Source organism: Paenibacillus sp. FSL R7-277, from assembly GCF_000517965.1.
In the GTDB taxonomy this organism is placed as follows: Bacteria; Bacillota; Bacilli; order Paenibacillales; family Paenibacillaceae; genus Paenibacillus_AQ; species Paenibacillus_AQ silagei.
Map to the genome: position 1 here is coordinate 130343 of NZ_ASPX01000002.1, position 16415 is coordinate 146757.

Annotated in this window: 11 protein-coding genes; all 11 read left to right on the forward strand. The window is 51.6% G+C overall.

The features are described 5' to 3' along the window. Positions 1-162 precede the first annotated feature (162 nt). The 11 genes from C173_RS01060 to C173_RS01105 all read left to right on the forward strand — a co-directional run bounded on the left by C173_RS01060 (position 163) and on the right by C173_RS01105 (position 16335). Complete coding sequence (locus C173_RS01060) at positions 163-822, forward strand: class I SAM-dependent methyltransferase (RefSeq protein WP_036721489.1); 660 nt, start codon at positions 163-165, stop codon at positions 820-822. Between the two features lie 131 nt (positions 823-953). Then, a complete protein-coding gene (locus tag C173_RS33450; RefSeq protein WP_268748424.1) occupies positions 954-1151 on the forward strand; it encodes a DUF1877 family protein in 198 nt (65 codons plus the stop codon). Between the two features lie 69 nt (positions 1152-1220). Beyond that, positions 1221-2225 carry a CapA family protein gene (locus tag C173_RS01065; protein WP_051477747.1) on the forward strand — a complete coding sequence of 335 codons (1005 nt, stop codon included), beginning with the start codon at positions 1221-1223 and terminating at the stop codon, positions 2223-2225. A 231-nt stretch (positions 2226-2456) separates the two neighbouring features. Then, positions 2457-4178, forward strand: a complete 1722-nt coding sequence (locus C173_RS01070; RefSeq protein WP_036721494.1) for a sensor histidine kinase — start codon at positions 2457-2459, stop codon at positions 4176-4178. 40 nt (positions 4179-4218) lie between these two features. Then, on the forward strand, positions 4219-5778 hold the full coding sequence (locus C173_RS01075) for a response regulator (RefSeq protein WP_036721496.1): 1560 nt from the start codon (positions 4219-4221) through the stop codon (positions 5776-5778). Between the two features lie 192 nt (positions 5779-5970). Next, a complete protein-coding gene (locus C173_RS01080) occupies positions 5971-6897 on the forward strand; it encodes an ABC transporter permease (protein ID WP_036721498.1) in 927 nt (308 codons plus the stop codon). 19 nt (positions 6898-6916) lie between these two features. After that, on the forward strand, positions 6917-7846 hold the full coding sequence (locus C173_RS01085; RefSeq protein ID WP_036721501.1) for a carbohydrate ABC transporter permease: 930 nt from the start codon (positions 6917-6919) through the stop codon (positions 7844-7846). 67 nt (positions 7847-7913) lie between these two features. Then, positions 7914-9488 carry a DUF3502 domain-containing protein gene (locus tag C173_RS01090; RefSeq protein ID WP_200869496.1) on the forward strand — a complete coding sequence of 525 codons (1575 nt, stop codon included), beginning with the start codon at positions 7914-7916 and terminating at the stop codon, positions 9486-9488. A 109-nt stretch (positions 9489-9597) separates the two neighbouring features. Further along, on the forward strand, positions 9598-11952 hold the full coding sequence (locus C173_RS01095) for a beta-galactosidase (protein WP_036721504.1): 2355 nt from the start codon (positions 9598-9600) through the stop codon (positions 11950-11952). Between the two features lie 129 nt (positions 11953-12081). After that, positions 12082-15189 (forward strand): ATP-binding protein, encoded by a 3108-nt coding sequence (locus tag C173_RS01100; RefSeq protein WP_235191720.1) that lies wholly within the window; start codon positions 12082-12084, stop codon positions 15187-15189. Positions 15190-15225: 36 nt separating this feature from the next. After that, positions 15226-16335, forward strand: coding sequence for a response regulator (locus tag C173_RS01105; RefSeq protein WP_036721508.1), 1110 nt, complete (start codon positions 15226-15228; stop codon positions 16333-16335). Positions 16336-16415 lie beyond the last annotated feature (80 nt).

The window sequence follows — 16415 nt, forward strand, 5'->3', positions numbered from 1 at the left end:
TCTATCAGAATATTTCTTCATACCGGAACAGGTGCTGTCCATAGAGGATGGTGCCTGTTTGTGTATAAGCAGTGTCAGGTTCTAACCCAGGTATAGCATGAAACCCGGATTCGTGAATATACTCTGACTACCGAAATCCCCACGAGTAAAGGAGTCCTGGTCATGCCGACACATCCTTACGTCTCCCGTTTTTTTGTGAATACCGATGCACGCCGTGACAAGCTGATTTATGATTTGCCGGAAGCCTGGTGGAGCCGCCCATATGAATATGAATGGTGTACCCATTTCATCTCACCGCATGATGTCGTGCTGGATGCCGCCTGCGGGATCTCTCATCCGCTCAAATTCTATCTTGCCGAGCATAGCGCTGAGGTCTATGCCTGTGATAAGGATGCCCGGATTCTGTCGCATGAAGCGATTATGCAGAATATCACCGAGGATGTCGGAGCAGCTGCAGCCCGTCAGGTGGAGGCCGGACCTGTGAACAGGCTGCACTTAGCCCAGGCTGATCTGACCTCACTGCCTTATGAGGATGAGAGCTTTGATACGGTTTTTTGTATCTCGGTGCTGGAGCATCTGTCTGTGCAGGAAGCGGTCCTGGCCGTCCGTGAGTTTCATAGAACGCTTAATGGAGAAGGACTGCTGGTGCTGACCTTTGATCATCCGGCCGTCAACCTGCCGCGGATGAATGAGATTCTGCTCCAGGCCGGATTTCAGTATTGGGGCGAGACGGATTTCAATCTTCCGGCAGATGCCGTGCGTACAGACCAGTGGGGCGGCCTGAGCTGCTTCCGGGCAGTGCTTAAAAAAGCGCAAATCTAGCAAAATTCACCCATCATTTGGTTGTTTCCTTCCATTGTAGTAGAATAGCTTCAAGGGCAGAGGAAAGAAGGAGACAATCTCATGGGGATGATCGGCAATTACCTGGCTGTACATGCTGAATTGCTTCAGCTCTGGAAGGAATAGAAGTAGCCTGGCTAAGGGAACACTACCCTTTCCGGCAGATGATGGAGGAAGGAATCTACCCCCTTATGGAGGATGATGAGGCGGAAGAATTCTATGATTATATCTATACGTACTTCAAGGCCATCCGGGAGTTCTACCAGCAGGCAAGCGCGAGTGGATCCTGCGTTGTGTTCTATATTTCCTAGTCACAGTCATTATTATATTACATTAGAAAAAGGAGCTAGAGAACGTTGCGCAGATATGCTGTTATATTCATGATTCTGCTTCTGCTGGTCCCCGCTGCGGGGATAAGCGCCCAAGGGACTGCTCTGCAGGAGGAAATCCGTCTTACGTTTGCCGGGGATATTCTGCTGGACGGCTTTGTCGGCGACCAGATTGCCAAGTATGGCGTGGATTTCCCGTTCGCCAAGGTGGCGCCTGTGCTGAAGAAGGCCGATCTTGCTTTTGCCAATCTGGAGACTCCAGTCTCTGTGCGCGGGGCTGCGGCCAGCAAGACGTTCGCCTTCCGTTCCAAGCCGGCGGCACTTGCGGGATTAAGTAAAGCGGGGATCGACGGCGTGAGCGTAGCCAATAATCATATTCTGGATTACGGCCGGACCGCGATGCTGGACACGCTGATTCATCTGGATAAGAACAATATTGGACACACCGGTGCGGGTGCCAATATGGATGAAGCCTTCAAACCGTATGTCAAGACCGTCAAGGGCAAGCGGATCGCCGTTCTGGGTACAAGCCGTGTACTGTCTGACCCTTCCTGGTATGCAGGCAAGAACAGCCCGGGAGCAGCCTCAGCCTATACGGCAGAGCCGCTGCTAAGTGCGATTAAGAAGTCTGCCAAGGATAATGACTATACGGTTGTCTATATTCACTGGAATCAGGAATTCAAGGATTACCCGGAAGCGTATGCACGGAAGCTGGCCAAGCAGATGATCGACAGCGGGGCAGATATCATCCTTGGCGCGCACAGTCATTGTCTGATGGGTATTGAATATTACAAGCATAAGCCGATCTATTATTCACTGGGCAACTTTGTGTTCAACCGTTCTACACGGGGCGGAGACAAGACCCTGCATTCCATGCTGGTTAACTTCACCATTAACCCGTCAGGGGTAACCAGCAGCATTACACCGGTCAAAATCATTGGCGGCCAGCCGAATTTCATGGGGGATGCCTACAATAAAGAAACCATCAAGAAGCTGAACCAGCTCTCCTTCAATGCGAAGATTGCAGCGAACGGGGCAGTCAGTGAGAAGCTGTGAAATAAGCCGGCGTAACAGTTCTTATCCATGAATCTGTATGATCCAACTCTTATAGCCCGGGGAGCTGCTTCCTAATCCTCCCTGGGCTGTTTTGCGTTTCCCCGGTATTCTTCATTTTGTGCTATTCATTCTTAGCATTGTGCTAACAGCGCGGAGTGAATCTGCTCTACAATATGAATATTAGTTCTATAGAATAGCTGTAACGAATTCCATGCAGAGGATGTCCAGTGAATGATGCCCAAGCTTAAGAAGTACATGCCTTTCACCTATAAAATGATGATTCCTTATCTGCTGCTGGTTCTGCTTACAGATGTGTTCATCGGCTATATCTCCTATTCCATGCTGACCGATTCCAGGACAGAGATGGCCGAGTCCAACATCCGCACAGGTATGGAGCAGTCGAGGAACAATATCCGCTATCAGATGGATGAAATACAGCGGATGTCGGACAATCTGTTCGGCAGCCAGCCGTTCCAGCGTGCGCTTGAGCTGAAGGGGACGCCGTTTGAGATCTATCTGACGATGCTTGACGAGATTATCCCCCAGATTACCGCGCCGCTGCAGCTGTTCGGGAACAAGATCCGCTTCATGCTCTACACCCCGAACCCAGATCTGAACATTGTGTCCGGGGATAATCTGGATGAGCCGATCATTACCAGTGATTACTACATTCTGCCGCTGGACGATATTACAGGCAGTCCATGGTATCGCTCGCTGAAGGATTCCAAGCGTGATAATTTGTGGCTGCAGATTGATACGGACCAGAAGCTGGGCAACCTCTCGCATGTACGCAGACTCGTCAACTTCAGTGATTACAAATCACTGATCGGTTATGTACGGATTACGGTATCGCTGGAGGACCTGTTCGGCGGCTTCGACACCTTCCCGCTGGAGGAAGGAATTACGCTGCGGCTGGTGGAGGAGACCACCGGGGACGTTCTGTTCCAGCGGGGTCCCGCCAATAATAGCAGCGGGGAGGGGAGCTTCCTCAGGCTGCAGGAGCAGATTCCGGGCAGTAACTTCATTATTGAAGCGATGGTTCCGCATAAATATCTCACTCAGGATGCCGGACGCCTGCGCCGTGTGATTATCGCAGTCTGCAGTCTGAGCTTCCTGGTTATGACCCTGATCGGGTATGTGGTGGCACGGATATCGGGACGCAAAATGAGCCGGATCGTAGGCCTGGTGCGCTCCTTCCAGGACGGGAACTTCCAGAAGCGCATCCGCTTCTCCGGCAATGATGAATTCGTGCAGATCGCTGATTCCTTCAATGATATGGCCTCCAACATCCAGGGGCTGATCAACAGCGTGTATGTGCAGGGAATTCAGAAGAAGCAGGCGGAGCTGGAGGCCCTGCAGGCACAGATCAATCCGCATTTTCTATATAATACACTCTCTACCATCAGCAGCTTGGCCAATCTGGGCGAGATCGGCAAGGTCACGGAGATGGTCCAGGGGTTGTCCCGGTTCTACCGGCTGACGCTCAATCAAGGCAATGTCTATATTGAACTGGAGAAGGAGCTGGACCAGGTGGCTACTTACTTGGAGATCCAGCGGGTCAAATATGCGGATGCCTTCACGCTGCACGTGGATGTGGACGAGGAGATTCTGCACATGCAGGTGATTAAGCTGCTGCTTCAGCCTTTTGTCGAGAATATATTCAAGCACGCCTGGTTCGGTGAGACCATCGCCATCCGGCTGACCGGCAAGCGGGTGGGGGACAATATTGAGCTCAAGGTAATCGATAACGGGATTGGCATGCGTCCTGAAGTGGTTAAGCGTATGATGCAGGGGCCGAGCCAGTCAGGCGGTTACGGTGTGAAAAATGTGGATGAGCGGATCAAGCTCAGATACGGCGATGCTTACGGGGTGAGCATTGCCAGCTTCTACGGAGGCGGGACAACCGTGCGGCTGCTGCTTCCCGCCGGACTTCAGGGTGATGAGGAGCTGTAAGACTTAGGGTCAGTTACACCTACAGGAGGACAAGATTGCGATGAGTATCAATGTATTGCTGGTTGACGATGAAGCGATTGATCTGGAATGGCTGCGGCGCAGAGTACTGGCCAGCCCGCTGGATCTTGCAGTGGTAGGAACGGCGAACAGCGGCTTCAATGCGCTTAAGATTATGGAGCAGGAGCGGGTGGATATCATCCTGTCCGATATACGGATGCCCATTATGACGGGAACGGAATTCGCACGCCGGGCGAAGGTCATCCATCCAAAGGTCAAAATTGTCTTCATCAGCGGCCATGAGGATTTCAGCTATGCCAAGGAAGCGATTGAGATCAATGCCTCCGGTTATTTATTGAAGCCTGTGGAAGACAAGGATCTCTACGACATGCTCGAATCCCTGTCTGCCGCTCTGGAGCAGGAACGGGAGAAGAACCGTTCATTTACCGAAGCGCTGTCCCTGGTGAATAAGGAGCTGATTCTGCGCTGGTTCGAGGATGCATCGCCTGAGCCGGCGGAGCAGCATCTGCGCAGTGCCCTGAATCCGCTGCTCATGAAGGGGGCGGCTGCAGCGATTATTGAGATTGATGATCTGGAATGGAAAATGCGCGACCTGTCCGAGGAGGATGCGCGGGTCAAGACGCGGCAGATGGCCGGACTGATCAGAGCGTTCGTAGAGAGCACCCAGCTGGGAACGCTGATTCCTGTCCATCATCACCGGTTCGTCATTCTGTGCAGCCTTCCGCAAGACAGCTTCCTCAGTCTGCTGGATGAGCTGATTAAGCAGATGGCCGGGAGCTCACCCTGCACCTTAACCATCGGGGTCGGGCGTTACGCCCAGGATGAGGCGGGGCTGCATGAATCCTATCAGCAGGCAACGGCTGCACTCAGTGCGAAGTGGCTGCTGGGCAAGAACCGGCTGATCCGCGATAATCTGGAGTCCTCCCCGCGCGGGACGCCGGGGGCAAGGATTGAACAGACCGTTGTGCAGCTGCTGGAGGCTATCATCCAGTACGATCTGGTGGCGATTGACGATCATCTGCTGGAGCTGTTCACGAATGCGGGCAAGAAGGATGTCTATGAGCTGATTATCCGGATCACCTCCAAGCTGCATGCGGACCTGCAGCAGCAGAATGAGAATCTGTATGAGCTGCTCCAGTGGGAGTCTCATCAGCCGGACATCCTGTTCCAGTTCGAGACGATTCACGATATCTTGTCGTGGATGAGACGGAGATTCTTTGAGCTGTCGGAGCTGCTGTATGTGAAGCGGCAGCGGCAGAAGCGCAAGCTGATCGACGAGATTATGAATTATGTGGAGGAGAATCTGGAGAAGAAAATCACGCTGAAGGAGGTAGCCGCCCACTTCGACTTCACCCCGAATTATCTGGGCTTCCTGTTCAAGGAAGAGTATGGGGTTCCCTTCAGCGAGTATGTTAACGAACGAAAGACAGGCAGAGTGTTCGAGCTGCTCAGTGATCCGACGCTTAAGATCTATGAGATAGCCGAACGGATGGGCTATAAGAATATTATCTATTTCAACCGGCAGTTCAAGCAGATCACCGGCATGACGCCGGGGGAATACCGCAAGAAGCAGAAAATCTAAGCTGATGATTACCAAACGTTGCCAGTCCTGATTTCCAAATCAGAGGCAACGTTTTTTGTTTTTTTGGAAAGTATATATTTAAACGGATCGTTGAAAAAGTATTACTTTTAGTTGATAGCCCTAATCCACACCGGAAGGACGCTTATTTATAATAAGGCTATAGAGAAATGGGAATGGGAAAGGGGATTCAAGATGAAACAGAAACAACACGGATTCTGGGATGACGTCAAGAAATACAGATCCTTGCTTCTTATGCTGACACCGGCAGTATTGTTCTTTCTGCTATTTGCTTATCTGCCCATGTCGGGCATAGTGCTGGCATTCAAGCAATTTGATTATACTGGCGGGGTATTCGGCAGTCCGTGGAACGGACTGGATAACTTCAAATTCTTCATTGATTCCGGTGACGCCTGGCGCGTAACCCGAAATACAGCGTTATATAACATCGCATTCATCGTTGTGAACAACGGGCTTCAGATCTTCGCAGCGATCCTGCTGTTCGAGGTAGCGGGCAAATGGTTCCGCAAGCTGACCCAAACGGTATTGTTCCTGCCTTATTTCATTTCCTGGGTTGTAGTTGGAGCCATTGCGTACAACCTGTTCAACTTCGATGTAGGTACCGTTAACGTATTGCTGAAGGGACTCGGTATGCAGCCGGTGGATATCTATAATACGGCAGCCTACTGGCCGTTTATCCTGGTCATTGTCTCCGCCTGGAAGACACTGGGCTACGGAACGATCATGTATCTGGCCGCCATCACCAGCATAGACACCGAGATGTACGAAGCCGCCGAAATTGACGGCGCGAATATTTTCCAGCGGATTATGAAAATTACGATTCCGAACCTGATGCCGACTGTCATCATTCTGGTGCTGCTGGCGATCGGTAATATCTTCCGCGGAGACTTCGGGATGTTCTACAATATGGTCGGCAACAACGGCCTGCTGTTCTCATCCACAGACGTAATCGACACCTTCGTCTTCCGCTCGCTGACCACATCCAATGAAATCGGGATGTCTGCGGCAGCCGGCTTCTACCAATCCCTGCTCGGCTTCGCAACCATCATGCTGGCCAACTATGCAGTACGCCGATACGACAAGGATCGCGCTCTATTCTAGGACAAGGAGGTAATGCCCAATGAGTTCAACCACTGCAAATATTAAATCACCGGAAGTACGCAGAAAGCCTGCTAACCGGGACAAGATGGTGCTATCCATCATCGGATACGTAACCCTAACGGTACTGGCCATATTCTGTATCTTCCCGTTCATTCTGGTCATCTCTTCCTCTCTGAGTGAAGAGAGCGCGATTATCGAGAAAGGGTTCCAGATCTTCCCAACCGCCTTCTCGACGGAAGCCTACAGCCTGCTGTTTAAGTATCCGGCTGAGATGCTCAGAGCCTATGGCGTGACGATCTCCGTTACGGCCATCGGTACTATCGTCGGATTGTTCCTGACGTCAATGACAGCCTACGTGCTGTCCCGGAGAGATTTCAAATGGCGCAGCCGCTTCTCCTTCTTCTTCTTCTTCACTACATTGTTCAGCGGCGGTCTGGTTCCATGGTATCTGATGATCATTAACTATCTGCATCTGAAGGATACGCTTCTGGTACTGATTCTGCCGATGATGATGAACGTCTTCTATATTATTGTCATGAAGTCCTTCATGAGCAGCATCCCGGATGCGATTACAGAATCCGCCAAAATTGACGGAGCCGGCGATTTCCGGATCTTCATGCAGCTGATCGTGCCGTTGTCCAAGCCCGCCCTGGCGACCATTGGCCTCTTCATTGCCTTGGCCTACTGGAATGACTGGTATAACGCCTTGCTCTTCATCTCCAAGTCGGAGCTGATGCCGCTGCAGTATTATCTCTACAAAATGTTAGGCAATATGGATGGAATGCGTAAGGCGATGATGGCTTCCGGTGCGGTGGTCAACACAGACCTGCCAACCGAAAGTCTGAAGATGGCCATGACGATTGTGGCTACAGGGCCTATCCTGCTGGCGTATCCGTTCATCCAGAAGTATTTTGTAACAGGACTAACGATTGGTGCAGTCAAAGGATGATTACAGGGCAACCTGGTTATCAATATAAGACTTAAAGCAACTATTATTTAAGGGGGAAATACAGGTCATGATGAACAAGAAAAAGAAACTGACAGTTACGCTTGCAACGATTCTGGCGCTTGGAACGGTCCTCAGTGCCTGCGGCGGCAATAATAATGGTAATACAGGAGCGGAGGCTACGAAGGCTCCGGCGACATCGGAAGGAGCAACAAATTCCGGTGCTCCGGACACCTCCAAGGAAGTGAAGCTCAAAATGATTCTGCTCGGGCCACAGCCCGGGGATTATGACAAGGTCTTCGGAGAGCTGAACACCAAGCTCAAGGAAAAAATCAATGCTACCGTAGAAACCGAATTCCTCGACTGGTCTGACTGGACCCAGAAATACCCGCTGAAATTCGCAGCGAATGAAGACTTCGATCTCGTATATACAGCGAACTGGGCCTTCTATAACGATCAGGCGCTGAAAGGCGGATTCCTGGAGCTAACGGATGATATGCTGACCAAATACATGCCACAGACCTGGGAAGCGATGCCGAAAGTGAACTGGCAGCAAGCCAAGGTGGACGGCAAGCTCTATATGGTTCCTAACAACAATGTTGAAGTAACCGACAAAGTGGTGCTGTACCGTGAGGATCTGCGCAAAAAGCATAACTTGCCGGAAATCAACAGTCCTGAATCGTACGCGACTTACCTGAAGGCCATTGCCAAAGATGAGAAAGGCATCACCGCATTCGGTGCCAAGCCTGCAGACGGCTGGAAATTCCATGAGCTGGATCAGACGCTGCTGGAGCAGAACAACAACTTCAACCTGGTAGATGCCAGCCTGCTGCCGCTGGCCTACAAGCTGGACGATGCTTCCGGTAAAGTCTTCAATATCTATGACACACCGGAATTCACTTCCCTGCTTCAATATTACAAAGACCTGGCCGATAACGGCGCGTGGTCCAAGAACGTAGTCAGCAACAAAAACGATGTATGGCAGGATGTGAAAGCAGGCAAAGTATCCTCTTATGCGCACAATCTGGGTACTGTAGCTGCTAACCTGGCTGAAATGCGCCGTGACAAACCGGATGTAGAGCTGGGCATTGCTGACCTTACCCCGGACAAAAAGAAAATTGCTGCGATCTCAACGCAGAACGGGATGTCCGTGCATGCAACCTCCAAGAATCCTGAGCGCGCACTGATGCTGCTGGATTTACTGCAGAATGACAAGGAAATTCACGACTTGACTATGTACGGTATCGCCGGAAGCAACTACAATCCGGAAGGCGACAAGAAGTTCACCGCCGGTCCTGCTGCCGCTAACTACACAGGCTTCTCGAACTGGGGCTGGAACTCCCCGCTGAACCGTCAGGATGCAGCGTATCCTAAGGAAGCGGACGATATGTTCAACACTTGGCAGTCCAGCATCTATCACTTCCCGCTGGAAACCTTCGTCTTCGACACTACGCCAGTGAAGAACGAAGTGGCTAATATCGGCAACGTGATGCTGCGTTATGCGATTCCGCTTGAATATGGCTTGATCGAAGATCTGGCGAAAGGCCAGGCAGACCTGATCAAGCAGCTGAAATCAGCAGGTCTGGATAAGGTGCAGACTGAAATGCAGACACAGATCGATGCGTTCCTCGCAGCGCAGAAATAACAGAATAAGCTTACGGGCTGCTCCAAAGCAATAGCTTTGGGGCAGTTTTTATGAAATTATAGGTATAGGTTGTACACGGATCATACAACATGGCAAAGGAGCAATTCTCATGAAATATACGATACAGGCTGGGGTGTCTCCCAAAAAAATCTACCCGTCCACACTGCGGCTGGGCGGGAGGAATCCCGCAGGAGACGAGATCCGCTTCACGAATTATTATATGGAGCTTAACGGTAAGCCCTACTTCGCCATCTGCGGGGAATTCCATTATTCACGGTATCCCGAAGCGGACTGGGAGAGCGAAATCGCCAAGATGAAGCTGTCCGGCATCAACGTGGTGGCGACCTATATCTTCTGGAATCATCATGAAGAGGTGGAAGGAGCGTTCGAATGGGCAGGCAACCGCAATCTCCGGAGATTCGTGGAGCTGTGCCGGGATAATGGCCTATACGTCATTCTGCGTGTCGGTCCATTCTGTCATGGCGAGGTCCGCAACGGCGGACTGCCGGACTGGCTGTTCGGCCGGGAATTCGATGTACGCTCCAATGACGAGGGCTACCTGAAGTATGTGAACCGTCTGTTCAAGGAGATCGGCAATCAGGCCGATGGACAGATGTTCAAGGATGGCGGCCCGGTGATCGGGATTCAGCTGGAGAATGAGCTGAATGCTGCGGCCGCTCTCTGGGAAGAGACCGCCAAGCAGGGTGACGAATATCTCAGCGGTGGAGCGAGCGGTGAAGCGGGATCTGAGCATATGCGTCTGCTTAAGCAGTATGCAGTGGATTCCGGTCTGATCGCTCCGATCTATACCAGCACCGGCTGGGGCGAGGCGCCGTTCCTGGAGGATGAGGTGCTTCCGCTCTACGGAGGGTATGCCTATACTCCGTGGAGCATCAGTGACCCGAATCAGGTTCAGAAGCCGACGCCGGAATACGTATTCGTGAATTTCCATGATGACAAGGCGCCGGGCGGCGAATTCAATCCGCCGTATGCGCGGACGAAATACCCGTTCGCTTGCTGTGAGATGGGCGGCGGGATGCAGACCTGGTATCTGTCCCGATTCCAGGTTGAGCCGGAAAGTGTCATCGCCATGACCTTAATGAAGCTTGCCGGAGGCTGCAACTTCATCGGGTATTATATGTTCCATGGCGGAACCAATCCGGTGGGAAGAACGGGATACCTGAATGAGAGTACTACGCCGAAGCTGACCTATGACTTCCAGGCGCCAATTGGTGAATTCGGCCAGATCCGTGAGTCGAATCACCTGCTTCGTCCGCTTCATTATTTCCTGCGCCGGTTCGCAGACCGGCTTGCACCAATGGCAACTGTGCTTCCTGAAGGGGCAGAAGCAGTTACGCCGGAGGATGCGCATACGCTGCGTTATGCAGTCCGCACGGATGGCAAGTCCGGGTTCCTGTTCGTCAATAATTATCAGGACCATGTGGAGATGGATACGCACGAGGAGGTTGTGTTTGCGGTAGAACTGGGGGAGGAGACGCTAAGCTTCCCGCAGCGGAGCAAGCTGACGGTTGAGCCCAAGGCTTCCTTCCTGCTGCCGTTCAACTTCGCGCTGGATGGTCTTAATCTTAAGGCTGCCACAGCCCAGCCTGTTACGGCTATTGAAACGGAGGAAGCAGCCACCTACTTCTTCTCTATGCCCGAGGGCATAGACGCTGAGTTCCAGATTGACGCGGATGCCGGTATTCTGGAGGTGAGCGCGGAGACCGGGGACGTAGCAGAGAATAGCGGCTACAATATACTGATTCCGCACGGCCAATCTTCCATGATTGTGATCCGGCGGGACGGAGCCAGAGAAGTCCGTATCTATGCCATGAGCGCTCGTGAAGCTGCGGCTCTGTGGGAGCTTGAGGAGGACGGCCGCAGCCGCATCATCTTCTCACCGGTTCCTCCGGTTCAGACCCCGGGCGGATTGGAATTCATCAGCCAGGGGCATCATGCATTCACATTCCGTGAATACACGGGCGGAACTGAGGCGGCAACGCAGTGGAATACCGCACAGGCGGATGCAACGGTCAGCGGACGACAGGATGGCTGGTTCCAGGCTTATGAGGTACAGGTACCGCAGAAGGAAGTCGCCGTTACGATGCGCCGGATTCAGGAACACAAGGTTGTCCTCCAGTTGCCTGAGGATGTCCTGGAGAGCACGGAAGAAGTACTGCTGAGCATCGACTATACCGGAAATGTAGGCTATGCCTTCGCAGCCGGGCAACTGTTCCACGACCATTTCTATAACGGCTTGCCGTGGGAAATCGGCCTGTCGCGGTTCCGGGAGGTGCTGCGCCGGGGCGAGATCGTTCTGGAAACGACACCTCGCCGGACAGGTGCTGTTAAGCTGGCCGACGACGCCGCCATGGCTGTGGAGAAGGTGTTCGAGGGCGAAGCCGTTGCCGTGTTCCATAGTGTGACCGCAACAAAGGTGTACCGGATCGGACTAACAAGATAATGCAAGAAGGAAGCACTGTCCAGGAAGCTCCGCTGGATGGTGCTTTTTTTCTGTTTAAGTATTTTGTGAGATTTTTATAAGTGCATTAAGTTAGAATGAGAACATCGATGATTGAACGGGAGGCTGTTTGTGAGAAAGGTAAATATCCGCAGACTTGCGGGAATTGGCATATTCTTCTGTATTATCTTTTCTTTGATCTTCATGATCTTCTCACTGACCCGGCCTCCTCAAAATGAGGTAAGCGTGGAGAAGGGAGTACTGGATCTGTCCTCATGGAATCTTGAGCAGCAGGGAGTCGTGAATTTGGATGGTGAGTGGGAGTTTTACCAGGATGAGCTGCTGAGCCCTGAGGATTTCCGGCAAGGCCGGTATGATTCTCCGCCTGCCTATTTGAAGGTTCCCGGTACCTGGCGCGGCAAGAATCCCGCTGGCGGGATGAGCAGCAGGGGTTCAGGCACCTACCGTTTGCAGGTATTATTGAAGGATACCGATGAAATACTCGGCTTGAAAATAAGAAGCATCCGCATGGCCCACCGTCTGTTTATTGGTGGACAGGAGGAGGGGGCCAGCGGGCTTCCTTCCACGGACAAAGGCGCGTTTCAACCCGGAAACACACCGTATTCGATATTTTTTCATCCGGATGCCCGCAGGCTCGAGATTGTGATCCAAGTCTCTAACTATAATTTTGTCACCGGAGGAATTGTGAACTCCCTCACGCTTGGAGCACAAGAGGACATCACCCGGCGCAACATGATACAGATCGGTGCGGATATCGGAATCATTTTGATCTTGGCCATGTTCGGTGCCTATCACCTCAGCTTCTATTTTATTGGCCGCCAAGAGAAGGAGTATTTGCTTAGCGGATTTTTCTTATTGTTTCTGGCCTTGCAGAACTCCTTATACGGGGAAAAGATGTTTCAGCGTCTCCTGCCGTCCGTCCCCTTTGATTTTTCGTATAAGCTGCTGGATGTCAGCCACTTTCTTAACGCGATACTGATTATTGTGTTCTTTTGTACCGTAGAGTCGCACCTGATGTCGCTGCGCAGGCTGAAGCTGATTCTTACCCCGTTTATGGCCTATCTTGTTATGGTTGTGCTTTTGCCATATGCGGTGCATATTCGAGTGAAATATTTCTTTATATTCTATCTCTGGATCGTTATGCTCGGCATTGTAGCGAGAATGGTCTATTTGTATATCCGCAGGCAGAGTCAGGTGGCAGACCGTGCGGAGCTGATGCTGTTCATTGGCGGAGCCACTGCGCTGATGATCTATCTGATGAATGACGGCCTTTATTCCGAGAATATTGTGCAGAGCAATTTTACAGGAAGATGCGGAGTTATTGCATTTATTGTGCTCATTAATATCCTGCTGGCCGTAAGGTTCTCGAATGCGTATGCCAAAACAGAGATTCTATCCCGTAAGCTATGGACAGCGAACCAGTTGAAGGATGAATTCCTGATGAACACCTCTCATGAGATTAAGACACCGCTCCATGGAATAATGAATATGACCTCTTTTTTACTGGAGAATCAGGAAGAGAATTTGCATGCAGGCCAGAAGCAGAATCTGTGGCTGATTAAGGATACATCCACGAAGCTGTCGATGCTGATCCAGGATCTGATCGATGTCAGCCGGTTGAGGCACGGAGAGCTGCGATTACACCAGACCGCTGTTGATCTAAGAGTGGCTGTCCAAATTGTATATGATATTCTCCGGTTCGAGCTGGCGGGCAAAGAGGTGCAGCTGCTCAACCAGGTGGAGGCCGATACATGGGTACTCGCGGATGAGAGCAGACTGCGGCAGGTGATGTATAACCTGGTTCATAACGCGATTAAGCATACCCGTCAGGGATCGATTCAGATTACAGCAAGAGTAGCCGGGAGTGAGGTCTTCATTGAAGTGGAGGACACCGGAACAGGGATATCCGAAGAGAACCATGCGGCGATCTTTGAATATTTTGAGCAGGTGGACAGGCTGCTGCCGCAGGACGGATATACCGGAATGGGGGTAGGGCTGTATATCAGCAGGAAGCTGGTGGAGCGTATGGGCGGTGTGATTCGGGTGGATTGGTCCCAGAAGGGCAAGGGAACCCGTATGGTATTTACGCTGCCCCTAGTAGACCCTATTCCCGAATATCAGCAGGCTGCCGTATCCGAACCTTACGCGCTGCATGCCGATGTTGATTATACGGTGCTTGATGTACTGGACCGGGAAGGGCAGACCATTCTGATTGTAGACGATGAGGCCTCCAACATCCATACCCTGCTGAATATTCTCCGTCGTCATGATTATAATGTGCTGGTAGCCTTCTCCGCCAAGGAAGCATTGACCAAACTTCAGGAATATCAGCAAGTGGATCTTGTCATTCTGGATATCATGATGCCGGGTACATCGGGGATAGAATTATGCCAATCACTGCGCAGCCGTCATTCTATACTTGATCTGCCGATTCTGTTCGCCACAGTCAAGGATGCACCTTCCGATATTGCGCTGGGCTTCCGGGCCGGGGCGAATGATTTCGTGACCAAGCCCTTTGAGAGCGAGACGCTGATGGCCCGGATTCATAACCTGCTGGCCATGAAATTGTCGATCCAGGAAGCGATCCGGCATGAGCATGCGTTCCATCAAGCCCAGATCAAACCGCATTTCCTGTATAATGCGATGAGCAGTATTATCTCATTCTGTTATACCGATGGCGTCAAGGCAGCTTATCTGTTAACCATGCTCAGCCAATATATGCGCTTTATTCTGGATATGGACCGCTCCACACTTGTCATTCCGTTGTACCGGGAGCTGGAGCTGATTCAAGCCTATGTGGAAATTGAACAAGCCCGCTTCGGGGAGAGGTTCGACTATAGCAGCCAGGTGGATGATTCCCTGAAGGCAGTGAATATCCCGTCCCTCTGCATCCAGCCGTTTATTGAGAATGCCATCCGTCATGGACTGTTCGAGAAGGAGGGGCAAGGCAAGGTTGCCTTAAGGATTCAGGCTGGTGACGGATACATGAAGATCTTAGTCGAAGATGACGGTGTCGGCATTCCCGCTGATCTGTTATATACATTGAATAGTCAGGGAGAGCTGCAAGGAAGCATTGGTATTCAGAATATCCGCAAGCGTCTGGATATGATTCCGGGAGCCAGCTTAAGCATTCATTCTGAAGCAGACAGCGGTACGAAGGTAACGATCTATCTGCCGCTCAGCGGCGGCGGCTCCGGGCAAGGGGCTTCTGAGGAGTAGGAGTAAATATGATTCTGCGTGAAGGAGGGGTCTTCCATGTTTCGGGCGATGATTGTTGAGGATGAACGGCCAATTCTGGATTTAATGAAGGTGCTGGTTGGCCAAAATAGCAATTACAGCATTGTAGGAGCTTTTACGAATCCGGTAGAGGCCTTGGCGAATCTGCAGGAGCTGCAGCCGGATATCGTGTTCATTGATGTGGAGATGCCGAGGATGAACGGGCTGCAGCTTGCAGTGCACATCCATGAACAGCTGGGTCAGGCGGAGATAGTGTTCACTACGGCTTATAAGGATTATGCGCTTGAAGCATTCGAAGTAAGTGCACTTGATTATATTCTCAAGCCTGTCACGCCGCAAGCGATTCAGCGGGTCACCGGGCGGCTGTTCAAGCACCGGACAACCCACATTCCCGCACAGACCGTCAAGTCTAGCTTCTCCGTCCGCTGCTTCGGTGAATTTGAAGTCCTTAATCCGGAGGGACTCCCAGTCCACTTCCGAACCCGCCGGACCGAGGAATTGTTCGCTTATCTTCTCTGCCACCCTGGACGGTATATCAGCAAGTGGAAGCTCATTGATTTGTTGTGGCAGGATGCGAAGGGAGAGCGGGGATTATCCAATCTGCATAATACCCTGTACCTGTTAAAAAAGGTCCTGAAAGAGAACAAAATTCCGATGAGCATACAGAAGCTTAATGACGGTTACAGGCTGGATACGGCAAATAAACAATATGATCTCCTGCAGTATCATCAACTGCAGCAGGTTCACAGTGAGGGCAGACTGACCACAGAGCAAGCCGAAGAGCTCTGTTCGCTGTATCAGGGGCCGCTGCTGGAGGGCAAGAATTACTTATGGAAGATCCCGTTAGAGGAAGCCTTCTTCAAGCAATATACAGCAATGGTCCGGGAATTGGCGGCGGCTGAGCTCACGGCTGGAAATGGAGCAGCAGCGGAATTACGTCTTGAGCAATACTTGTCGCTGTATCCGTTGGAGGAGGAAATGAACCGCCTCCTGATTAGCATGTATAGAGGACGCGGCGCATTAGAGAATATCGACAGACGGTATGAGCAGTTTGAAGCGGCTTGTAAAAATGAGCTGGGGCTTGAGCTGCCGCCGGAAATCAAGAATGAATGGCTGCAGGCTCATTAGTATATCCCGTGACAAAAAGAAAAGGCGTCCCATGTAGCCGTTACACGGCTTATGGGGACGCCTCTTTGCATAGTGAGAAC